This window comes from Archangium sp., from assembly GCF_036388035.1.
Classification (GTDB): domain Bacteria; phylum Myxococcota; class Myxococcia; order Myxococcales; family Myxococcaceae; genus Archangium.
Genome location: NZ_DASVSO010000031.1, coordinates 1 through 20472 on the forward strand (window position 1 = coordinate 1; position 20472 = coordinate 20472).

General features: G+C 70.4%; 22 protein-coding genes. 4 read left to right on the forward strand and 18 right to left on the reverse strand.

Annotated features, from left to right (window positions below; translation table 11 throughout):
* From VF697_RS01355 to VF697_RS01385, 7 genes are all read right to left on the reverse strand, one after another.
* Window positions 1-757 (reverse strand): Hpt domain-containing protein (locus VF697_RS01355; RefSeq protein ID WP_331091467.1); only part of this gene is annotated, 757 nt, incomplete at its 3' end.
* Window positions 754-1128, reverse strand: coding sequence for a response regulator (locus VF697_RS01360; RefSeq protein ID WP_331091469.1), 375 nt, complete (start codon window positions 1126-1128; stop codon window positions 754-756). The genes VF697_RS01360 and VF697_RS01355, both read right to left, overlap by 4 nt.
* 49 nt (window positions 1129-1177) lie before the next feature.
* Entirely contained in the window at window positions 1178-1666 is a 489-nt protein-coding gene (locus VF697_RS01365; protein ID WP_331091471.1) for a M17 family peptidase N-terminal domain-containing protein, read from the reverse strand.
* On the reverse strand, window positions 1663-2082 hold the full coding sequence (gene nusB / locus VF697_RS01370) for a transcription antitermination factor NusB (RefSeq protein WP_331091473.1): 420 nt from the start codon (window positions 2080-2082) through the stop codon (window positions 1663-1665). The genes VF697_RS01365 and nusB overlap by 4 nt, the downstream gene beginning before the upstream one ends.
* 2 nt (window positions 2083-2084) lie before the next feature.
* The gene (ribE, locus tag VF697_RS01375; RefSeq protein ID WP_331091475.1) at window positions 2085-2576 is read right to left on the reverse strand and encodes a 6,7-dimethyl-8-ribityllumazine synthase; all 492 of its coding nucleotides are present in this window, start codon (window positions 2574-2576) and stop codon (window positions 2085-2087) included.
* Window positions 2577-2635: 59 nt separating this feature from the next.
* Window positions 2636-3838, reverse strand: a complete 1203-nt coding sequence (gene ribB, locus VF697_RS01380; protein WP_331091477.1) for a 3,4-dihydroxy-2-butanone-4-phosphate synthase — start codon at window positions 3836-3838, stop codon at window positions 2636-2638.
* A 23-nt stretch (window positions 3839-3861) separates the two neighbouring features.
* Window positions 3862-4506 (reverse strand): riboflavin synthase, encoded by a 645-nt coding sequence (locus VF697_RS01385; protein WP_331091479.1) that lies wholly within the window; start codon window positions 4504-4506, stop codon window positions 3862-3864.
* A gap of 173 nt (window positions 4507-4679) precedes the next feature.
* Here VF697_RS01385 and VF697_RS01390 point away from each other — a divergent pair, with 173 nt between their 5' ends.
* The 3 genes from VF697_RS01390 to VF697_RS01400 all read left to right on the forward strand — a co-directional run bounded on the left by VF697_RS01390 (window position 4680) and on the right by VF697_RS01400 (window position 9712).
* A complete protein-coding gene (locus tag VF697_RS01390; RefSeq protein WP_331091481.1) occupies window positions 4680-5171 on the forward strand; it encodes a PilZ domain-containing protein in 492 nt (163 codons plus the stop codon).
* Window positions 5172-5256: 85 nt separating this feature from the next.
* Entirely contained in the window at window positions 5257-6435 is a 1179-nt protein-coding gene (locus tag VF697_RS01395; protein WP_331091483.1) for a hypothetical protein, read from the forward strand.
* A 97-nt stretch (window positions 6436-6532) separates the two neighbouring features.
* The gene (locus VF697_RS01400; protein ID WP_331091485.1) at window positions 6533-9712 is read left to right on the forward strand and encodes a serine/threonine-protein kinase; all 3180 of its coding nucleotides are present in this window, start codon (window positions 6533-6535) and stop codon (window positions 9710-9712) included.
* A 99-nt stretch (window positions 9713-9811) separates the two neighbouring features.
* On the opposite strand, the gene VF697_RS01405 is transcribed toward VF697_RS01400, so the two are convergent.
* The 11 genes from VF697_RS01405 to plsX all read right to left on the reverse strand — a co-directional run bounded on the left by VF697_RS01405 (window position 9812) and on the right by plsX (window position 19953).
* Entirely contained in the window at window positions 9812-10897 is a 1086-nt protein-coding gene (locus VF697_RS01405) for a hypothetical protein (RefSeq protein WP_331091487.1), read from the reverse strand.
* Between the two features lie 75 nt (window positions 10898-10972).
* Window positions 10973-12148, reverse strand: coding sequence for a bifunctional diaminohydroxyphosphoribosylaminopyrimidine deaminase/5-amino-6-(5-phosphoribosylamino)uracil reductase RibD (gene ribD, locus VF697_RS01410; RefSeq protein ID WP_331091489.1), 1176 nt, complete (start codon window positions 12146-12148; stop codon window positions 10973-10975).
* A 6-nt stretch (window positions 12149-12154) separates the two neighbouring features.
* Entirely contained in the window at window positions 12155-12652 is a 498-nt protein-coding gene (gene nrdR / locus VF697_RS01415) for a transcriptional regulator NrdR (RefSeq protein WP_331091491.1), read from the reverse strand.
* A 12-nt stretch (window positions 12653-12664) separates the two neighbouring features.
* Window positions 12665-13921, reverse strand: a complete 1257-nt coding sequence (glyA, locus tag VF697_RS01420; RefSeq protein WP_331091493.1) for a serine hydroxymethyltransferase — start codon at window positions 13919-13921, stop codon at window positions 12665-12667.
* A gap of 33 nt (window positions 13922-13954) precedes the next feature.
* On the reverse strand, window positions 13955-14404 hold the full coding sequence (gene rpiB / locus VF697_RS01425; protein WP_331091495.1) for a ribose 5-phosphate isomerase B: 450 nt from the start codon (window positions 14402-14404) through the stop codon (window positions 13955-13957).
* Window positions 14405-14466: 62 nt separating this feature from the next.
* Entirely contained in the window at window positions 14467-15723 is a 1257-nt protein-coding gene (gene fabF / locus VF697_RS01430; protein WP_331091497.1) for a beta-ketoacyl-ACP synthase II, read from the reverse strand.
* Window positions 15724-15797: 74 nt separating this feature from the next.
* The gene (gene acpP, locus VF697_RS01435) at window positions 15798-16040 is read right to left on the reverse strand and encodes an acyl carrier protein (protein ID WP_309888517.1); all 243 of its coding nucleotides are present in this window, start codon (window positions 16038-16040) and stop codon (window positions 15798-15800) included.
* A gap of 103 nt (window positions 16041-16143) precedes the next feature.
* Window positions 16144-16890, reverse strand: coding sequence for a 3-oxoacyl-[acyl-carrier-protein] reductase (gene fabG, locus VF697_RS01440; RefSeq protein ID WP_331091502.1), 747 nt, complete (start codon window positions 16888-16890; stop codon window positions 16144-16146).
* Between the two features lies 1 nt (window position 16891).
* A complete protein-coding gene (gene fabD / locus VF697_RS01445; protein ID WP_331091505.1) occupies window positions 16892-17827 on the reverse strand; it encodes an ACP S-malonyltransferase in 936 nt (311 codons plus the stop codon).
* Between the two features lie 29 nt (window positions 17828-17856).
* Window positions 17857-18840 (reverse strand): beta-ketoacyl-ACP synthase III, encoded by a 984-nt coding sequence (locus VF697_RS01450; RefSeq protein WP_331091507.1) that lies wholly within the window; start codon window positions 18838-18840, stop codon window positions 17857-17859.
* A 48-nt stretch (window positions 18841-18888) separates the two neighbouring features.
* Window positions 18889-19953: a phosphate acyltransferase PlsX gene (gene plsX, locus VF697_RS01455; RefSeq protein ID WP_331091509.1), complete on the reverse strand. Its 1065-nt coding sequence runs from the start codon at window positions 19951-19953 to the stop codon at window positions 18889-18891.
* A 252-nt stretch (window positions 19954-20205) separates the two neighbouring features.
* Here plsX and rpmF point away from each other — a divergent pair, with 252 nt between their 5' ends.
* Window positions 20206-20394, forward strand: a complete 189-nt coding sequence (gene rpmF, locus VF697_RS01460; protein ID WP_331091510.1) for a 50S ribosomal protein L32 — start codon at window positions 20206-20208, stop codon at window positions 20392-20394.
* Window positions 20395-20472: the final 78 nt, after the last annotated feature.

The following is a 20472-nucleotide window of genomic DNA, read 5'->3' on the forward strand; positions in this document are numbered from 1 at the left end:
GCGCCGCGGGACGCACGGGCAGTGAAGAGAGCTGCGCGGGAGTCCCCGCCAGCGCCTCCGCCAGCGCCTGCTGGCTCACCTTCGCGCCGAAGATGAGATCGAACGCGATGCCCGAGGCCCCGCCCGGCTCCGACGAGGGCAGCGTGCTGACGACCTCGCCCAGCGGCTTGAGGCGCGTGTTGAGCTCGGCGAGCCCCGTGTCGAAGTCCGACAGGTCGAAGGCGGCGCGCACGCGGTAGAGGGACACGCCGCGGCGCACGTTCTCGCGCAGGCGGTGCTCCTCGTACTCGGTGAAGACGGCGCGCACCTCCGGGTCCAGGTCCAACCGGTCGAGCGGATCCTCCTCCACCGTCGTCGGGTCGGTCCCCAGGTTCTCCAGCCGCGTGGCCAGCTCCGCCGCGCGCTCGGCCATGCCGTCCGAGGACTCCTCCCGGGAGGCCTCCGCCAGCAGGGCCTGGAACACGTCCAGCGACTCGATCAGGGTGTCCAGCGCCCGATCATCCAGCGCCAGCTTGCCCAGCCGCAGCCGGTCCAGCAGGTCCTCGGACTGGTGCGCGAGTTTGGCGATGCGCTCCTGACCGAAGAGCGCCGCCAGGCCCTTGAGCGAGTGCGCCGCCCGGAAGATGCCATTGATGAGATCAGGATCAGGCTCCTGCCCGCGCTGTTGATCCAGCACGAGCAGATCCCTGCCCAGGGCCTCGAGGATTTCGGTCCCCTCGGCGACGAACTCCGCCAACGCTTTACCGGCCTGGTTCACGCGAGCTTCAGGTATCGCCGCACGAGCCCTTGCAGGCTGTCGGGCGAAAACGGCTTGACGAGGTACTCAGCAGCGCCCAGCGCCAGCCCGCGGTCGCGATCCTTCTCGCGACCCTCGGTGGTGACGATGAACAGGGGTGTATCCCGGTAGTTGGGGTTCTTCTTGACGAAGTTGATCAACTCCAGCCCGTTGATGTCGGGCATGTTGATGTCGGTGATGATGAGGTCGAATCGGTGCCGGGGCAGCAGCTTGAGGGCCTCGAAGCCGCTGCTGGTGGCGAAGGCCTCCAGACCGGAGATGGACTCCACCGTCGCGGCAATCAGCTCCCGCGAGGCCTTGGAGTCTTCCACGATCAGGACTTTGAACTTCATTCGTTGGAACCGGCCTTCATCGTACCAGAACGGCCGGCCACCGGGAGCCTCAGCCTTTGCGACCAGGCAGGCGTCGGGCCAGTGCCTTGTCCGCCAGGACGGCGACCCGCTGGCCCTTGAAGGCCGGGAGGAACTTGTCGTTCAGGGCGGAAGCACGGGCGCCCTCGTCGAGGCGCTCGGCCCCGGGCACCTCGAGGGCCACCGCCTGCACCTTCGCCTTGGCCATCACCCGGCCGGCGTTGGCCATCGCCTCGCCCAGCGAGGAGGCATCCAGGCCGCTCCGCCGCCCCAGGCCGATGACGAAGACGCGGGGCACGGGGAAGCGGCCATCCGTGGGCAGCAGGAGGGAGTCGTCCTGGGCGCCCACGAAGAAGCCGGACTGGAGGACGCGCGACAGGGCGCCGCACAGCCGCCAGTCCACATAGCCCACCGAGCCCGGCAGGGGTCGATCATCCTCGCCCACGAAGAGGCAGAGGGCGTCGATTCCCTCCAGAGCATCCAGGCCCTCGAAGCCAATGTCGTAGGCGGCGACGTTCACTGCTTCCCCAGCGCCGCGGCCACGCGGTCCAGCAGGCCGTTGACGAAGGCGCTGGACTCCTCGGTGCCGAAGTTCTTGCCCAGCTCCACCGCCTCGTTGAGGGACACCTTCTTGGGGATGTCCGGGCGGTACTTCAGCTCGAAGACGCCCAGGCGCAGCACGTTGCGGTCGATGCGCCCCATGCGGTCCAGCCGCCAGTTGTGGCTGTGCTGCTCGATGAGCCGGTCGATCTCCGCGTGGTGGTCCATCACGCCCTCGACGAGCTCGCGGGCGAACTTCACCGCCTCGGGCTCCTTGCGGGCCTCCTCGGCGGCGGCCCACGCGGCCTCCAGGGCATCCGCGATGGAGCCCGGCGTCATCTCCAGTTGATAGAGGGCCTGCAGCGCACGCTCGCGTGCCGTTCTCCGCGCGCCCATGGCTAGCTCCTCTTCCCTTCCGTCAACGCGGCCAGCTTCACGTGGAGGTTGACCATCTCGATGCAGGCGATGGCGGCCTCGGAGCCCTTGTTGCCAGCCTTCACGCCGGCCCGGTCGATGGCCTGCTCCACCGTGTCGCACGTGAGCACGCCGAAGGTGACGGACGCCTGCGAGGTGAAGGCCACGTTGCCAATGCCCTTGGCGCACTCGCCGGCCACGTAGTCGAAGTGCGGCGTGCCCCCGCGGATGACGGCGCCCAGGGTGATGATGCCCACGTAGGAGCGCATCTCCGACACGCGCCGCGTCAGCGCTGGCAGCTCATAGGTGCCGGGGCAGCGGAAGACGTCGATGTCCCCGTCGGCCACGCCGTGGCGCACCAGCGTGTCCACCGCGCCCTTCACCAGCTCCTCGGTGATGAACGCGTTGAAGCGGGCGACGCAGATGGCGAAGCGGCCCTTGGGGGGGAGGAAGTCACCTTCGATGTAGCGAGGCATGTGCGGCCCCTCTCTACACCAGCCACCCGGCTGGCGTCCTGATAGAGTTTTCCAGCCTGCTACCTTGCGGACGTCTGCCGGCGGCGCGGAGGGCGGCGCGCGGCCACCCGTAATGGACGCTCGGCGGTCAGGGTGAGCGGAATCTGCTCCACCACCTCCAGCGAGTAGCTCTCCAAGCCCACGATCTTCTTGGGGTTGTTGGTGAGCAGGCGCAGCCGGGACAGCCCCAGGTCCTTGAGGATCTGCGCCCCCACGCCGAACTCGCGCAGGCGCGTCTGGTCCATCTTCCCCGGCACGGCCTCCTCGTTGGAGACGTGGGTGCACTCGAGCCGGTTCTTCGCCGGCACGTCGCGCTGGAGGAAGACGACGACGCCGCGCCCCTCCGCCTGGATGCGCTGGAAGGCCTGCTCCAGCTGGCTGCCGCAGTCGCACCCGGCGCTCCCCAGCAGGTCTCCCACCAGGCAGGCGCGGTGGACGCGGGTGAGCACGGGCGTGCGGCCCGAGACGTCCCCCTTCACCAGGGCCACGTGCACGGAGCTGTCCACGTCGCTGCCATAGGTGTAGGCCTGGAAGGTGCCCTGCCCCCGGCGCTCGATGGTGGCCTCGCCGAGGCGCCGGACGAGCCGCTCGCGCTCCAGCCGGTAGCGGATGAGGTCCGCCACGGACAGCAGCACCATCTTGTGCTTCCGGGCGAACTTCACCAGGTCCGGCCGGCGGGCCATGGTGCCGTCCGGGTTCATGATCTCGCAGATGACGCCCGCGGGCTCCAGGCCGGCCAGGCGCGCGAGGTCCACGCTGCCCTCGGTCTGCCCGGTGCGCACCAGCACACCGCCCTCGCGGGCGCGCAGGGGGAAGATGTGGCCGGGGCGCGCGAGGTCGCTCGGCCTGGCATCCGGGGCCACCGCCACCTGGATGGTGTGGGCACGGTCCGCCGCGGAGATGCCGGTGGAGACGCCCTGGGAGGCCTCGATGGAGACGGTGAAGGCCGTCTGGAAGGACGAGGTGTTGTCCTGCACCATGAGGGGCAGGTTGAGCCGGCGCAGGCGCTCCTCGGTGAGCGACAGGCAGATGAGGCCGCGCCCGTGGGTGGCCATGAAGTTGATGGCCTGCGGCGTCACCTTCTCCGCCGCCATGACGAGGTCTCCCTCGTTCTCCCGGTCCTCGTCATCCGTGAGGATGACCATGCGGCCCTTGCGGATCTCCGCGAGGGCCCGCTCCACCAGGGCGATGCTGTCCGACTCGTGCTGCCTACCGCGTGCCATGCGTCGTGCTCCCTGCTCTGCCTTCATCCGCCGAAACCCGCCGCCTTGATGACCGCCTCGGAGAGCCCGCCACCCGGGCCCTGGCGCAGCGACACCAGCCGCGCCACGTACTTGCCGATCATGTCCCCTTCGAGGTTCACGCGCTCGCCCACGCTCTTGGCGCGCAGCGTGGTGCGCTCCTGCGTCTCGGGGATGAGCTGCACGCCGAAGCGGTCCGTGCCCACCGAGTTGACGGTGAGGCTGATGCCGTCGATGGCCACCGAGCCCTTCTCGATGAAGAAGGGGGCCAGCGCCTCGGGGAGCCGGAAGACCATCACCCACGAGCCGCCCTCGGGCCGGGTCTCCAGGACCTCGCTCACGGCGTCCACGTGGCCGCTGACGAGGTGGCCGCCCAGCCGGTCGCCCAGGGCGAGCGCCCGCTCGAGGTTGACGCGCGAGCCGGGCTGGAGGCCGCCCAGGGTGGTGCGCCGGAGCGTCTCGGGAGCGGCCTGGACGCGGAAGGAGTCGCCGCCGCGCTCCACCACGGTGAGGCAGGCGCCATCGACCGCGATGGACTCGCCGAGCGCGAAGTCCCGCGCGCCCAGCGTCGTGCGAATCCACACGTCCGTCATCCCCCCGGGGATGAGGCGCTCCACCACGCCGATGTCCTGGATGAGTCCGGTGAACATTTTGGGCAGGCTTATAACGGATCCGAGCGCGAGGTTCCCGCTGCTTCCCGGATGGCCCTCCCCGACCAGGCAGGCAGACTCACCGGGGCCATCACTCCCACCCGGGTGCACCGACAGGTAGGTGCCCACATCCCCTACCCGTCCAACCCGGAAAATCGCGCTAGGATGGGATCATGGATTTCTCCGTCTGGCTGACGAGTTTCCGCGAGCTGCACGAGCGGGCACGCCGGAAGCTGCACACGAGCGAGGAGCGGGCCCTCTACCTGGAGGCGCGCGAGCAGCTTGCCCGCTCCCTGCTGGCGGCCCAGGGCCAGAGCGTGCAACCGGGCTCCATGGCCCGGCGCAACTTCCGCGTCCCCAAGGGGATGCCCGTGGACGTCTGCTTCCGCACCGGCTCCATCCGCAGCCGCACCCTGGACATCTCCTCCGGCGGCTTCTCCTGCACGCTGCCCGGCAATCCCCTCGACGAGCACCTCGGCTTCGTGCTGTGGCTGCCGGAACAGGAGGAGGGGCCGGTGGTGGGCCGAGCGCGCATCGTCGCGGCCTCCACCACCGAGAGCGGCCCCCGGCGCGTCTCCTTCGCCTTCGAGTTCGTGAGCGAGGACGACTACGAGCGGCTGGAGATGATGATCTTCGACCTGGCCCTCACCTACATCACGACCTGAGCCGGGAAGAAACGCGCGGCCTTTCGTTCCCAGGATGATCGCCCCGCCCATGCAGGTGGGGCTGCCTGAGAGGAAAGGCATGTCCATGTTCGAGTCCTGGTGCCGTGGGGGCCTGCTGTCCGTGCTGACGTTCCTGGTGGCCTGTGGGCCCGAGGGAGCTTTCGAGAGGCCCTCGGAGCTGGAGCCCGCTGCCGGTGCCGTGGGGAGGGCGCTCGCGCTCAACACACCCTCCTATCCGACGGGGGTGAAGATCCAGGTCAGCATCCCGAACGCCGCGCTCGGGAACACCCTCTCGGGCTTCCTCTACCTGCCGTCGAACATGCCGACGGGGACGAGCGTCGTGGCGGAGCCCGAAGTGCCCGCCATCGTCTTCCTGCACGGGTGCAACGGGCTGTTCAGCGCGAACAACAACACCACGGACCTGAAGCGGGTGTTCGACAACGAGAGCGCGACCGCCGACCAGCAGGGGTGGGCCCAGCGGGCGATGAACGCGGGCTTCGCCGCCCTCTTCGTGGACAGCTTCTCGAGCCGCGGCATCGTGAACGGCGGCCAGGTCTCCGTCGTCCGCAACGGGCAGACCGTCTCCGTGCCCATCACCAAGGGCATCTGCAAGGAAGGCACCGCCTACCCCGGGGATGACGTCCTGCACGCCCTCGGCGTCGAGGAGACGACCCAGCGCCCCCAGGATGCCGTGGCGGCCTACCACTTCCTGGAGACCGTCCCGGGAATCGACATGAGCCGCGTGGGCGTGCTCGGGTGGTCCCACGGGGGCAGCACCACCCTGGCCCTCCTGGCGAACTCGAACACGTGGACGAACACGTCCGGGCAGACCCTGACGGGCCCAGCGCCGCTCTACAACACGGGCTCGCTGTTCAAGGTCGGCTACGCGTTCTATCCCGGCTGCGGACTGCAGACGCGGAATGGCGACGGAGGGGCCTCGGACCCGACTCCGGACACCAACTACGGCGGCATCACCAACAACAAGAGCACCTGGATTCCCAACGTCCCCTTCCGCATGGTCATGGGCACCGCGGACAGCCTGCTGGAGAACTGCCAGGACAACCGGATGCCCCGGGCGAAGCAGCTCGCGCTCGCGCAGGCCCCCGTCTCGGATGCCTACCCCCAGAACGTCAAGCACAGCTTCGACGAGGCCTTCGCCGTCTCCACCACCTTCACCGCGGCGGACGTGGCGGCCAAGAGCCAGTACGACAGCGTCGCACTCGACTTCCTCAGCTCGCACCTCCAGGGCCCCCCGTCCTACTGACACGCGGAGTGTGCTTTTCGGGGAGGCTGCACGCATCCCCTCCTCCGGGGTATGACTGCAACCCCGCCAACAGTCCGGCCCCACGGAGGCACCACACTTGAGCACCAAGGAGCCACGGGAGGAGAGCGCCTCGGGCCCTGACGTCAGGGAGGAGTCCCCCACCCTCGTGCGGAGCCAGGCCTCGCTGTCCCCCGAGCCCGCACAGGAGCTCGATTTCCTGGGAGAGGCCCCCACCCAGGTCCGCTCCCCCGCCTCTCCGCCACCCTCCCAGGTGCTGTCCGACGCCCCACCGCCCTCGGCCGAGCCCATCTCGCCCACGCCGGGACGGACCTTGGCGGGCCGCTACACCGTGCTGAATCCGCTCGGCCGCGGCGGCATGGGCGAGGTGGTGGCCGCCTACGACTCGCGCCTGGACCGGCGCGTGGCCCTCAAGCTGCTGCGCCGCGAGCTGGACTCCAGCCAGTCCCAGCGAGACCTCGAGGCGCGCATGCTGCGCGAGGCCCAGGCCATGGCCCGCCTCTCCCACCCCCACGTGGTGGCCATCTACGACGTCGGCACCCTGGAGGACGGCTCCATCTTCATCGCCATGGAGATGGTGGAGGGGCAGACGCTGCGACGCTGGCTCGAGCAGGCGCCTCGCACCTGGCGGGAGATATTGGCGACGTACCTGGACGCGGCCCGGGGGTTGGCCGCCGCGCACGCCGCGGGCCTCGTACACCGCGACTTCAAACCCGAGAACGTCCTGGTGGGCACGGACGGGCGGGTGCGGGTGATGGACTTCGGCCTCGCGCGCGCCGAGTCCACGCCCGTCCCGGGTGCGCCCGTGGACCTCTCCCTGGTCCTGAAGCCGGGCGCCCTGGAGAACCCCCTCACCCAGCAGGACACGCTGCTGGGCACGCCCCGCTACATGGCCCCCGAGGTGCTGCGGGCCGGAGTCGCGGATGCGCGCAGCGACCTGTTCGCCTTCTGCGTGGCCCTCTACGAGGCCCTCTACCGGCAGCACCCCTTCTCGGGCGCCACCCACGCCGAGTCCAGCCAGGCCCAGCTCGAGGCCCGGGTGAAGCCGCCGCCCCCGCAGTCGGAGGTCCCCGCCTGGGTGGCGCGCACGCTGCTGCAGGGCCTGAAGGCCGACCCCGCGCAGCGCCCCGCCTCCATGGTGGAGCTCGTCTCCGCGCTGGAGGAGGATCCCGAGGTGCGGCGCCACGCCCGGAGACGCCTGGTGACCCTGACGGCCCTGGTGGCGGGAGTCGCGGGGCTGGCCGTGTGGAGCATGGTGCTGCGCCAGCGGGAGGAGCCGGGGTGCGCGCACCTGGAGCGCCGGCTCGTCGGCACCTGGGACGAGACGGTGAAGGCGCGGATGCGGAAGGCCTTCCTGGGCACGCAACTGCCCTATGCGCAGGACACCTTCACGCGCGTGTCCACGCTGCTCGACGGCTACACGGGCACGTGGACGCAGATGCGCACCGAGGCCTGCGAGGCCACCCAGGATCGGGAGACGTCGCCACGGGATCCGGCCGTGCTCCAGGTGTTCTGCCTGGAGCGGCGGCGCAGCCAGCTGCGGTCCCTGACGGAGCTGTTCACCCAGGGCCCTGATCGGGACAACCTCTCGAAGGCCGTGCAGGCGGTGCAGTCGCTGCCGCCGCTCGACGCCTGCGCGGACGTCAAGGCGCTGACGGCGACGGTGCCGCCACCGGAGGACCCCACGGTGCGAGCCCGCGCGGAGGCCCTTCAGCTCCAGGTGGACGAGCTCGAGACGCTGCGGTTGACGGGCAAGTTCCGCGACGGGTTGGCACGCGGGGAGAAGCTGCTGCCGCAGGTGGAGCAGGTGGGCTACGCACCCCTGCGAGCCCAGGCCCTGTACCAGATCGCCTACCTGAAGGAAGCGACCGGCGACTACGCCGGAGCCGAGGCCCTGGTGCGACAGACCATCCCCGAGGCGGCGCGGAGCAAGGACCTGCCGCTGGTCGCCCGGGCCTGGACCCTGCTGCTGCGGGAGGTGGGCTGGCGGCAGGCGCGCCACCAGGAAGCGCTGGGGCTGGCGCTGGCGATGGAGTCGGCGGTGGAGTGCGCGGATGACGAGCGGGTCCGCGCGGAGTCGCTCAACGACCTGGCCATCGTGTTCCAGGAGATGGGCAAGTACGAGGAGGCCCGGGTCCGGCACGAGAGCGCGCTCGCGCTCCGCAAGAAGGTGCTGGGGCCCGAGCACTACTTCGTGGTGGCCTCGCTCAACAACCTGGGGACCGTGCTCGGGGCGCTGGGCAAGTACGAGGAGGCCCGGGTCGCGTACACGAGCGCGCTGGACCTCCGGGAGAAGCTCCTGGGACGCGAGCACCCACTGGTGGCGCTCTCGTACAGCAACCTGGGCACCGCGTACCTCGAGCTGGGCCGCTACAAGGAGGCCCACGCGCTGTTCGAGCACGCGCTCGGCATCCGGGAGAAGGCGCTGGGGCGCGAGCACCCGGACGTCGCCAGCTCGCTCAACAACGTGGGCATCGCGCTCCATGAGATGGGCCAGTACGAAGAGGCGCGGGCCCTGCACGCACGCGCCCTGGCCATCCGGGAGAAGGTGCTGGGGCCCGAGCATCCGGACGTCGCCAACTCGCTCAACAGCCTGGGGGGAGCACTCCGGGGGCTGGGCCGGTACGAGGAAGCGCGAGCGCGGCATGAGCGGGCCCTGGCCATGCGGGAGCAGGTGCTGGGGCCCGAGCATCCGGACGTCGCCAGCTCGCTCAACGACCTGGGACAGGCCCTCCGGGCGATGGGCAGGTACGCCGAGGCGAAGGCACGGCACGAGCGCGCCCTGGCCATCCAGCAGAAGGCCCTGGAGGCCGGACACCCGGACCTCTCCATCTCGCTCAATGGCCTGGGCGAAGTGCTCCGAGCCATGGGCAAGCACGAGGAGGCGCGGGCGCGGTACGAGCGCGCGCTGGCCCTCCGGGAGAAGGCCCTGGGGCCCGAGCATCCCTTCGTGGCGGAGTCGCTCGATGGCCTGGGCCGGACCCTGGTGCGCCTGGGGCGTTGGGAAGAGGCCGAGCGCAATCTGGAGCGCGCGCGGGTCCTCTGGGAGATGAGGCCCAACCCCAACCCCCAGGGCTTCGCCGAGGGCCTCCTGGGACAGGGAGAGCTCCTCCTGGCCAGGGGCCGGCCCGCCGAGGCCCTGCCGAAGCTCGAACGCGCCCGGGAGTTCGCTCCAGCGGACGTGCGCGCCGAGATCGAGCCCCTGCTGAAGCGCGCGCGCGCTGGCTCCGGGGCCCGGACGGCAGCGCCCGTGCCCTGAGCCGCACTCTGCGGGGAGACCGGACCCGCTGGCTCCGCACGGCCTTCGCGCCGCCCAGCGAGGTGAGCACGCCGGCCAGGAGCTTCCGCGCCTCGTCCCCTACGGCGCCCAGCGCAGGGCCGCCGCCGTGGCGGGACCCACGCGCACCTCGTCCAGCGATTCGGGCAGGCGGCCCTGCGCCTCTCCCACGGGGACCTCGCCCACCATGACCTCGGCGGCGGGCTGGGGATAGAGGGGCTCACGCTGGGGCTCCACGAGTCCGTCGGGCACGCGCGCGTGGCCCTGCGCGTCATAGGCATCCACCGCGCCCAGACAGTGGAAGAGCTCGTGGGCCACCGCCGTCAGCTCCAGGGTGAGGTTGGTGTCTCCCAGCACCCCGCGCACCAGCCCCACCGAGCCACCCGCCTCGGCCATGCCCTCCACCAACCGCTCACCGCCCTCGCCGGTCGGCTCCAGCACCACGTAGATGCGGGCATCCAGCCGGCGCGAGGACAGGCCCGCGGCCTCATCCACGGCGGACAGGGCACGCGACAGCGTCCATGCATGGCGGGCCCGCGCCACCAGTGAGTCCTCGGGAGGCGTCAGGTCCAGGTCAGCCGCGGGCACGGGCCCGGTCAGGACGAAGCGCACGGGCGGGTTCAGGTCCGGCCGGTAGCGGCGGGCCTCGCGCTGGAGCCAGCCCTCCAGCCGGCTCGCGCCCTCGGTCCAGGCCCGCCGCACCTCGGGCTTCACCTCGTCCCGAGCGAGCAGCACCACCGCCACCTCCAGGGGCCGGTCCCACAGCAGGCGGGTCTCCCGGACGCGGGAGCGGGAGCTGCCCCAGAGCGCGACGAGCACCAGGGCGACGAGCAGCACGGACACGCGCAGCCACTTGGCACGCGAGCGACGGGTCCGGAGGGCGGAGCACCGCGCACAGAGCGCCTCTCCCTCCGAGTTCCGACACAGCACGCACACCAGCTCGCGGCAGTCGGTGCAGGGCGACTCGGGAGACAGCGCGGGGTGGGCGCCACACACGGCCCGGCCATGCCCGGCCACCGTCACCGGCTCGCAGCTCACCCCCTGCTTGCGGAGGGACTCCACCAGCCGCTGGGCCTCGGACAGCTCCAGGTCTCGGGGCAGGACACGCGACTCGGCCAACAGCCGCCGCGCATCCTCCAACGGAAGCTGGAACGCTCGCGCCAACACCAATGCGGCCCCACGAGAGCTGGAGGCCGCGACCTGGACTCGGAAGACATCCGCCACGGGGCCACTATAGCGGGCTCACTTCGGCGCGGAGAGCCGCGCGCGGATGAGCAGGTCTTCCCCCACCTGCTCGAAGCCGAGCATCCCCACCGTGAGCGCCCGGGCCATCTGCTTCACGCCCAGCGAGCCCGTCCAGGACAGGCCCTCGCTGCCGATCAGCTTGGGCGCGACGAAGAGGAGCAGCTCATCCGCCAGCTCCTCGCGGAGGAACGAGCCGTACAGCTCCGCCCCGCCCTCCACCAGCACGTGGTTGAGCCCTTCCTTGGCGAGGCGGCGCATCAACGCCTCGAGGTCCACGCGCCCCTTCTTCTCGGGCATCCGCCAGACCTCGGCCCCCGTCGCGAGGAGGCGCTTCGCCTTGGGGCCAGCGGGGTCCTCCAGCGTGGCCACCACCGTGCGCGCGGGCGAGCGCTGGGTGAAGACGGTCAGCTTCGGGGACAGGCGCAGGTGCGAGTCCACCACCACGCGCACCGGGTCCTTCCCTCCGCCGTCGGCGAGCCGGGTGGTGAGCTGGGGGTTGTCCTTCTGGACGGTGGTGGCGCCCACGAGGATGACGTCCACCTGGTCGCGCAGCCGGTGCACGCGCGCGCGGGCCTGCTCCCCCGTCACCCAGCGCGAGTCCCCGGTGGCCGTGGCCAGCTTGCCGTCCAGCGTCACCGCCGCCTTGAGGGTGACGAAGGGCAGGCCGGTGCTCACGGCTTTGAAGAAGGGCCGGTTGAGCTTGTCGGCCTCGTCCTTCAGCACCCCGGTGACGACCTCCACCCCGGCGCGTCGCAGCCGTGCCACGCCCTTGCCATTCACCTTCGGGTTGGGGTCCGACGAGCCGGTGAAGACCCGGCGCACGCCGGCATCGAGGATGGCCTGGCTGCACGGCGGGGTGCGCCCGTAGTGGTCGCACGGCTCCAGCGTCGTGTAGAGGTCCGCCCCGCGCGCCTTGGCGCCCGCGGCCTCCAGCGCCACCACCTCGGCGTGGGCCGTGCCCGCCCGCCGGTGGTAGCCACGCGCGATGATGCGGCCACCCTTCACCAGCACCGCCCCCACCACCGGGTTGGGACTGGTGCGGCCGAGCCCCTTGGCCGCCTCCTCCAGGGCGAGGCGCATGAAGAACTCGGCCACCGCGCGGTCGAAGTCCGCCGCGCGCTTCGCCCGAGGCGTCCGCCGTGCCTGCAACCGTGCCCGCGTCAAGAGCCGCATCGCCCGTCAACCATCCTTGCCCGTCGGCCGCGGCGGCTTGAGCTCCCGCGTCCGGTCCGACAGCAGGTCCTTCAGCTCCTCCATGAACTCGGAGATGTCGCGGAAGCTCCGGTACACCGAGGCGAAGCGGACATAGGCCACCTCGTCCAGCGTGTGCAGCCGGCGCATCACCTCCTCGCCGATGACCGACGAGGGCACCTCCTTCTCACCCGTGCCCTGCAGCAGCCGCTCGATGCCGACCACCGTCTCCTCGAGCTGGTCCGCCGACACGGGCCGCTTCTCGCAGGCCTTCTTCAGCCCGGCGAGCAGCTTGTCCCGGTCGAACGTCTCCCGGCGCCCGTCCTTCTTCACGATGAGGGGGTAGAGCTCCTCCACCCGCTCGTACGTGGTGAAGCGCCGCTTGCACTGGAGGCACTCGCGGCGCCGACGGATGACGGACCCCTCGTGAGACTCGCGCGAGTCGATGACCTTGTTCTCGGCGTCCTGGCAGAAGGGGCAGCGCATCGAGGGTGGCTTCTACTTCAGCCGCGAGGCGTAGAGCGGGAAGCTCCGGGTGAACTCCTTCACCTTCTCGCGGACACCGGCCAGCCGCTTCTCGTCCGAGGCGTGGTCGAACGCCTCGACCACGAGCGCGCCCACGGTGGCCATCTCGGCCTCCTTGAGCCCGCGCGAGGTGATGGCCGGCGTGCCAATCCGCACGCCCGAGGTCACCATGGGCTTCTCCGGGTCGAAGGGAATCATGTTCTTGTTCACGGTGATGCCGGCCTTGCCCAGCACCTCCTCGGCCACCTTGCCGGTGAGGTTCTTGGGCCGCAGGTCCACCAGCATCAGGTGGTTGTCCGTGCCGCCCGAGGTCAGCCGCAGGCCGCCGCGCTGGAGCGCCTCGGCGAGCGCCTTGGCGTTGGCGACGATCTGCCGCTGGTACGCCTTGAACTCGGGGGTGAGGGCCTCGCGGAAGGCCACGGCCTTGGCGGCGATGACGTGCATGAGCGGGCCGCCCTGGATGCCCGGGAAGATCTGGCTGTTGAGCGTCTTGCCGTACTGCTCCTTGCTCAGCACCAGGCCACCGCGGGGGCCACGCAGCGTCTTGTGCGTGGTGGAGGTGACGATGTCCGCCAGCGGCACGGGCGAGGGGTGCACGCCCGCGGCCACGAGGCCGGCGATGTGCGCCATGTCCACCATCAGCGCGGCGCCCGCGCTGTCGGCGATCTCCCGGAACTTCGCGAAGTCGATGATGCGGGGGTAGGCCGAGGCGCCCACGACGATGACGCGCGGCTTGTGCTCCTTGGCGAGGGCGGCGGCCTGCGCGTAGTCGATCGTCTCGGTGTCCCGGGTGAGCCCGTAGTGGACGACCTTGTAGAGCTTGCCGGAGAAGTTGAACGCGGCGCCGTGGGTGAGGTGGCCGCCCGAGTTCAGGTCCAGCGACAGCAGGGTGTCGCCGGGCTTCATGAGGGCCATGTAGGCGCCCATGTTGGCCTGGCTGCCCGAGTGCGGCTGGACGTTGGCGTAGTCCGAGCCGAACAGCTCCCTGGCGCGCGAGATGGCGAGGCTCTCCGCCACGTCCACGACCTCGCAGCCGCCGTAGTAGCGCTTGCCGGGGTAGCCCTCGGCGTACTTGTTGGTGAGGACCGAGCCAGCGGCCTCCATCACGGCGGGGCTGACGAAGTTCTCCGAGGCGATGAGCTCCAGGCCCTCTTCCTGGCGGCGCGTCTCGTCGAGGAGGACCTTCGCAATCTCGGGATCGACGTCGGACAGCCTACGGGTGTTCTCCATGGACACGCACTCCCTCGGTAGGAACAGGGGCCTTCAGCGTCCGTTGTCGGACTCGGCCTCGCGAATCTTGTCGATGCGCTTCTGGTGCCGGCCGCCCTCGAAGGGCGTGGCCAGGAAGGCCTCGAGGATGCCCCGGCCCACGCCCAACCCGACGACGCGCTGGCCGAGGCACAGCACGTTGGCGTCGTTGTGGGCCCGGGCCATGCGGGCCTCGAACTCGGTGGTACACAGGGCCGCGCGCACGCCCCGGTACTTGTTGGCCACGATGCTCATGCCGATGCCGGTGCCACACACCAGCACGCCGTGGGTGTAGCGGCCGTCGGCCACGGCCCTGGACACGCTCTTGGCGAAGTCCGGGTAGTCCACCGATGCGGTCGTGGTGGGGCCCACGTCGTCGAACGCGATGCCCTTCTCCGTGAGGAGTGCCGTCAGCTCTCGCCGCAGCTCCAGTCCCGCATGGTCCGACGCGATGATGAGCTTCACGCGGAACCTCCCTCCGTCCAGCTGAGGCACCCCCCCTCCCGGCGGGAGAGGGGTGCTGCGTCCTACTTGAAGCGCTTGAAGAGCAGCACCGCGTTGGTGCCGCCGAAGCCGAACGAGTTGCTCATCGCCGCGTCCACGCGCTGCTCACGCGCCTGGTTGGGCACGTAGTCCAGATCGCAGTCCGGATCCGGCGTGGTGAGGTTGATGGTCGGCGGCAGCACCCCGCGCAGCAGGGCCAGCGAGCTGATGACCGCCTCGGCGCCACCGGCCGCGCCCAGCATGTGGCCCGTCATGGACTTGGTGGAGGACACCGCCAGCTTGCGGGCGTGCGCGCCGAAGACCGTCTTGATGGCCTTGGTCTCGTTGGCGTCGTTGAAGGGCGTCGAGGTGCCGTGCGCGTTGATGTAGCCCACGTCCTCGGGGTTCATCCCCGCGGAGGCCAGGGCCAGACGCATGCAGCGCGCGGCGCCCTCGCCCTCGGGGGCCGGGGCCGTGACGTGGTGCGCGTCCGAGTTGGCGCCGTAGCCCACCAGCTCCGCCAGGATGTTGGCGCCACGCTTCTTCGCGTGCTCCAGCTCCTCGAGGACGACGAGGCCCGCGCCCTCGCCCATCACGAAGCCGTCGCGCTCCTTGTCGAAGGGGCGGCTGGCCTTGGTGGGGTCGTCGTTGTGGGTGGACAGCGCCTTCATCACCGAGAAGCCCCCCATGCCCAGCGGGGTGATGGCCGCCTCGGCGCCACCGGCGATGACCGCGTCGGTCTCGCCCAGGCGGATGGACTTCCACGCCTCACCGATGGCGTGGGCGCTGGTGGCGCAGGCCGACACCGGCGACCAGTTGGGCCCCTTGCAGTTGTAGCGCATGGAGATGAGGCCGGGCGCCATGTTGATGATCATCTGGATGATGAAGAAGGGCGACAACCGGTCGAACCCCTTCTCCAGCCCCTTGCGGTGCTGCTCCTCCAGGGAGGAGATGCCACCGATGCCCGAGCCGACGATGACGCCCACCTTCTCCGGCAGGTAGCCATGGGGAGCATCCGGCCCGATGGGCAGACCGCTCTCCTTGACGGCCATGTCGGCCGCGGCCAGCGCGTACTGGGCGAACAGGTCCATCCGGCGCACTTCGCGCCTGTCGATGAACTGCTCGGGCTGGAAGTCCTTCACCTCGCCGGCGAAGCGGGTGTCGATCTTCCCCACCTCGAAGCGGGTGATGGGAGCGATCCCGGACTTACCGGCGAGCATCGCCTGCCAGTTCTTCTCGGTGCCCGTTCCCAGTGCCGTGATGAGTCCGGTACCGGTGATGACGACTCGTCGGTTTGACACGTTGCTCTCCACTGAATACGCGCTGCTGCCATGGAACGCTGGGGGGCCAGCGCTCCCCGGCCCTACGTCGCCGCCTACTTCTTGTGCGTGTTGATGTAGTTGATGGCGTCGCCGACGGACTTGATGTTCTCGGCCTCCTCGTCGGGGATCTCGACCTCGAACTCCTCCTCCATCGCCATCACCAGCTCCACGATGTCGAGGCTGTCCGCGCCCAGGTCCTCGATGAACGAGGACTCGGGCTTGATCTCGTCCTCCCCCACGCCCAGCTGGTCGGCGATGATGGACTTGACCTTGGCCTCAATCTGAGAAGTCGACATAGATATGGAACCCTCCAGAACCGCGTAGGGGTCCGGCATACTCCCCGGACCGAGTAAAGGCCGGCGCGGTATACTCCACGACCGTCGCCGATCCAACCCTTGGCTACATGTACATGCCGCCGTTCACCTTCAGAACCTCACCGGTGATGTAAGCGGCGGCATCGCTGGCGAGGAAGAGGACGGCGTGGGCGACGTCCTCGGGGGACCCCAGGCGGCCCAGCGGGATGGCGGCCATCATCTTCTCCCGCGTGTCCTCCGCCAGGTGAGAGGTCATGTCCGTGCCGATGAAGCCCGGGGACACGGCGTTGACGCGGATGTTGCGGCTGGCCAGCTCCTTGGCCACGGACTTGGTCAGACCGATGAGGCCCGCTTTGGAGGCCGAGTAGGCGGCCTGACCGCCGTTGCCCATCTCGCCCACCACGGAGGTGAGGTTGATGATGGCCCCGCCCCGCTGCTTCATCATCGGCCGGCTGGCCGCGCGGATGAGCGAGAAGGCCCCCTTCAGGTTGGTATCAAGCTGCTTGTCCCAGTCCTCGTCCTTCACCCGCATGACCAGGCCGTCCACGGCCACGCCGGCGTTGTTGACGAGCACGTCCAGGCGGCCGTGCGTCTTCACCACGTTGTCCACGGCGCCCGCGCAGGCGGTGGAGTCGGACACGTCGAAGCGCACCGCCTCGCCCTTGCCACCCGCGGACTGGATGAGGCCCAGCGTCTCCTGCGCCGCGGCCTCGTTGCCCGCGTAGCTGATGACCACGGTGGCGCCCTGCCTGGCGAAGGCCACCGCGATGGAGCGGCCAATGCCCCGCGAGCCACCCGTCACCAGCACCACCTTGTCCTTGAACGCGCTCATCTCAGGCCCCCAGTGCCGCCAGAGCCTTCTCCAGGCTCGCGGCATCTTCCACGTTGAACGACTCGACGTCCTTGGTGATGCGCTTGGTGAGCCCGCTCAGCACCTTGCCGGGGCCCAGCTCGACGATGCGCGTCACGCCCTCGGCCTTGAGGGCCTCCACGCACTCGATCCACCGCACCGGGGAGCTGACCTGCTCGAGCAGCAGGGGCACCACGCGGGCCGCGTCGGCGTTGGGCCGGGCCTCCACGTTCGTCACCACCGGGACGGACGGGGCGGACACCTTCACCTGGGAGAGCACCTCGCCCAGGCGCGGCTTCACCGGGTCCATCAGGGCGCAGTGGAAGGGGGCGGACACGGGCAGGGGCATGACGCGCTTGGCGCCCAGCTCCTTGCACTTCGCTCCGGCGCGCTCCACCGCCTGCGCGTGGCCGGCGATGACCGTCTGCTCCGGCGAGTTGTAGTTGGCCGGGGACACCACCTGGCCCTGGGCCGCCTCGTCACACGCCGCCTTCACCTTGTCCGGCGTCAGGCCGAGGATGGCCGCCATGGCGCCCACGCCCTCGGGCACCGCCTCCTGCATGAAGGTGCCGCGAGCGCGCACCGCCCGCACCGCGTCCGCGAGCCGCAGCGAGCCCGCCGCCACCAGGGCCGAGTACTCGCCCAGCGAGTGACCCGCCACGAAGGCCGGCGCCGCCCCCCGCTGGGAGAAGACGGCATGCGCCGCCACCGACACGATGAGGATGGCCGGCTGGGTGTTGGCCGTCAGCTTGAGCGCCGACTCCGGCCCCTCGAAGAGCACCTGGGAAAACTTCTCCCCCAACGCCTCGTCGGCCGCCTCGAAGACGGCCCGGGCCTCGGGGAACTTCTCGTACAGGTCCTTCCCCATGCCGACAGCCTGGCTGCCCTGGCCGGGGAAGACGAACGCGATCTTCGCCATCTTCGGTGCTCCCTCCCTGAAATCGCTCGCTACCAGCGCATGACCGCGCTGCCCCACGTCATCCCCGCGCCAATGGCCATCATCGCCACCACGTCGCCCTTCTTCAGCCGACCCGCCCGGTTGGCCTCATCCAGCGTCATGGGCAGGGACGCGGAGGAGGTATTGCCGTACTCGTGCAGGTTGAGCCAGCACTTCTCCACCGGCAGCTCCAGCCGCTGTAGCACGGCTTCGAGGATGCGGATGTTGGCCTGATGGGAGATGACGTGGTCCACGTCCCGGGCATGGAGCCCGTTGGCCTTGAGGGCCGTCACGGTGGAGTCCGCCAGCGCGCGCACCGCGAACTTGAAGACCTCGCGGCCATTCATGTGCAGCGTGTTCAGCTTCTCCTTCAGCACCGCCTCGCAGGCGGGCTTGCTGCTGCCGCCGCCCGGGATGCAGAGGATCTCCGCGAAGGAGCCGTCCGTATAGAGGTGCGTGGAGAGCAGCCCGCGCGACTCGTCCTCGGCGGGAGCGATCACCATGGCGCCCGCCGCGTCCCCGAAGAGCACGCACGTGTTGCGGTCCTCCCAGTTGACCGTGCGGCTGAGCATCTCGGCGCCGATGACCAGCGCGCGCTTCACCTGGCCGCTGCGGATGAACTGGTCCGCCACCGAGAGGGCATAGAGCGAGCCCGAGCACGCCGCCGACACGTCGAAGGCGAAGGCGTTCTTCGCCCCCAGCTTGGCCTGCACCACCGCGGCACAGGAGGGCATGGGCATGTCCGGCGTGACGGTGCCCACCACGATGAGCCCCAGCTCCTCGGGACGGACGCCGGCCATCTCGAGCGCCTGTCGGGCCGCCTGGACAGCCATGTCGCTGGTCGTCTCGCCCGGCGCCGCCACCCGACGCTTGCGGATCCCGGTCCGCGCCGTGATCCACTCGTCCGTCGTGTCGACGATCTTTTCGAGGTCGGCGTTGGTCAGGACCTTCTCCGGAGCGTACGAGCCGGTACCGATGATCTGCGTGCGTGCCAAGGTGACTCCTGGGTGATGTCCCGGACACGAACGCCTCGCGCGCGCTCTCTAATCGGAAAGGATGTCGCCTGTCGCCCCCTTTCCCCGCTGTCGAGCAGGGAGCCAGGCGGCGGATTCCGCGATGCAGCGCGTCAATTCGGCGCGCAGTCCGGCCTGGGCCGTCTGCAGGGCGGCCTCCAGGGCCTTGTGGATGGCCCGGGGCGAGCTGCGGCCATGGGCGACGATCCCCACGCCCTCGATGCCGAGCAGCGGCGCGCCTCCGTACTCGGCGTAGTCCACCACCTTCTTCAGCCCGGCGAAGGTGGGCTGGAGCAGCAGCGCCCCCAGCTTCTCCGGCAGGCCCCCGCGCCGCTCGATGGCCGAGCGCAGCAGCCCCGTCACGGCCGCCGCCACCCCCTCGGACGTCTTGAGGACCACGTTGCCGGTGAAGCCGTCAGTGACGACCACCTCCACGTCCCCCGAGAAGAGATCCTTCCCCTCCACGTAGCCCACGAAGTCCAGCTCCGAGGCGCGCAGCAGCTCCGAGGCCTCGCGGGTGAGGGAGGTGCCCTTGGAGCGCTCCTCTCCATTGGAGAGCACCGCCACGCGCGGGCGGGGGATGCCCAGGCGGGAGCGCACATAGGCCTCGCCCAGCACCGCCCACTGGGCGAAGTGGACGGGCCGGCACTCCACGTTGGCCCCGGCATCCAGCAGGAGGCAGCGTCCCCCACCCTTGAGGGCGGGCAGCAGGGTGGCGATCGCCGGACGCTCCACCCCGGGGATGCGGCCGAGCACCAGCAGCCCCCCCGCCATCACCGCCCCCGAGTGCCCCGCCGACACCAGCGCCTCGGCCTCGCCCCGGCGGATGAGCTCGAAGCCCACCCGGAGGGAGGAGTCCTTCTTGCGGCGGATGGCCGAGATGGCGTGATCCTCCATCTCCACCACCTGGGAGGCGGGGTGGAGGCGCACGTTGTCCGGGGCGCCCCCGGCACGCGCGAGGGGCTCGCGCAGGCGCGTCGGCTCGCCCACGAGCACCACCTCGTGCTCGGGGTACTCCCGCGCGAACAGGAGCGCCCCCTGGACGGGGGCCTCGGGGGCATGGTCACCCCCCATCGCATCCAGCACGAGCCTCATGGGCGGCGCATCCTTCCATGGACGCCCCGGTGGAGGGAGCCTGGAGAGCAGGCAGGTGGACACCTTGGGGCCCGGGGGCGTAAGAATGCAGGCACCCCGGCCCCGGTTGTGCCAGGGCACGGCGTTCCCCCGCACAGGCGCGTTGACTCACACGTTCCGAGCGGCTAGGGTCCGCCGCCTTCCGAGCTTTTGCCGGTCGGGACCGGTGGCGAAGCCCCGGGATCCAGGGCCGTGACGATATAGAGGTGAGCCGTGGGTGTTCCCAAGAAGCGTACTTCCAAGATGCGTCGTGACCGCCGCCGGGCGGCCAACAACAACCTGCGGAGCGCGGTGCAGGTGATCCAGTGCACCAACTGCAAGGAGCCGGTGCTTCCGCACCGCGCCTGCGCGGCGTGCGGCTTCTACAAGGGCCGCGAGACGGTGCCGGGCGCTCAGGCCTGATCACCTGACTCCAGGTCTCCTGGAAGGCACGAAGGCCGCTCCCTCTTCCGAGGGGCGGCCTTTCTGCTTTGGAGCGGG

What these genes read in the sequence shown, in the direction of transcription:
- fabD (WP_331091505.1), bottom strand. Translation starts at nt 17,827, where the DNA reads ATGGCGAAGATCGCGTTCGTCTTCCCCGGCCAGGGCAGCCAGGCTGTC.
- plsX (WP_331091509.1), bottom strand. Translation starts at nt 19,953, where the DNA reads ATGAGGCTCGTGCTGGATGCGATGGGGGGTGACCATGCCCCCGAGGCC.
- VF697_RS01395 (WP_331091483.1), top strand. Translation starts at nt 5,257, where the DNA reads ATGTTCGAGTCCTGGTGCCGTGGGGGCCTGCTGTCCGTGCTGACGTTC.
- nrdR (WP_331091491.1), bottom strand. Translation starts at nt 12,652, where the DNA reads ATGCGCTGCCCCTTCTGCCAGGACGCCGAGAACAAGGTCATCGACTCG.
- nusB (WP_331091473.1), bottom strand. Translation starts at nt 2,082, where the DNA reads ATGGGCGCGCGGAGAACGGCACGCGAGCGTGCGCTGCAGGCCCTCTAT.
- VF697_RS01385 (WP_331091479.1), bottom strand. Translation starts at nt 4,506, where the DNA reads ATGTTCACCGGACTCATCCAGGACATCGGCGTGGTGGAGCGCCTCATC.
- VF697_RS01360 (WP_331091469.1), bottom strand. Translation starts at nt 1,128, where the DNA reads ATGAAGTTCAAAGTCCTGATCGTGGAAGACTCCAAGGCCTCGCGGGAG.
- ribB (WP_331091477.1), bottom strand. Translation starts at nt 3,838, where the DNA reads ATGGCACGCGGTAGGCAGCACGAGTCGGACAGCATCGCCCTGGTGGAG.
- ribD (WP_331091489.1), bottom strand. Translation starts at nt 12,148, where the DNA reads ATGCGGCTCTTGACGCGGGCACGGTTGCAGGCACGGCGGACGCCTCGG.
- glyA (WP_331091493.1), bottom strand. Translation starts at nt 13,921, where the DNA reads ATGGAGAACACCCGTAGGCTGTCCGACGTCGATCCCGAGATTGCGAAG.
- ribE (WP_331091475.1), bottom strand. Translation starts at nt 2,576, where the DNA reads ATGCCTCGCTACATCGAAGGTGACTTCCTCCCCCCCAAGGGCCGCTTC.
- fabG (WP_331091502.1), bottom strand. Translation starts at nt 16,890, where the DNA reads ATGAGCGCGTTCAAGGACAAGGTGGTGCTGGTGACGGGTGGCTCGCGG.
- VF697_RS01390 (WP_331091481.1), top strand. Translation starts at nt 4,680, where the DNA reads ATGGATTTCTCCGTCTGGCTGACGAGTTTCCGCGAGCTGCACGAGCGG.
- acpP (WP_309888517.1), bottom strand. Translation starts at nt 16,040, where the DNA reads ATGTCGACTTCTCAGATTGAGGCCAAGGTCAAGTCCATCATCGCCGAC.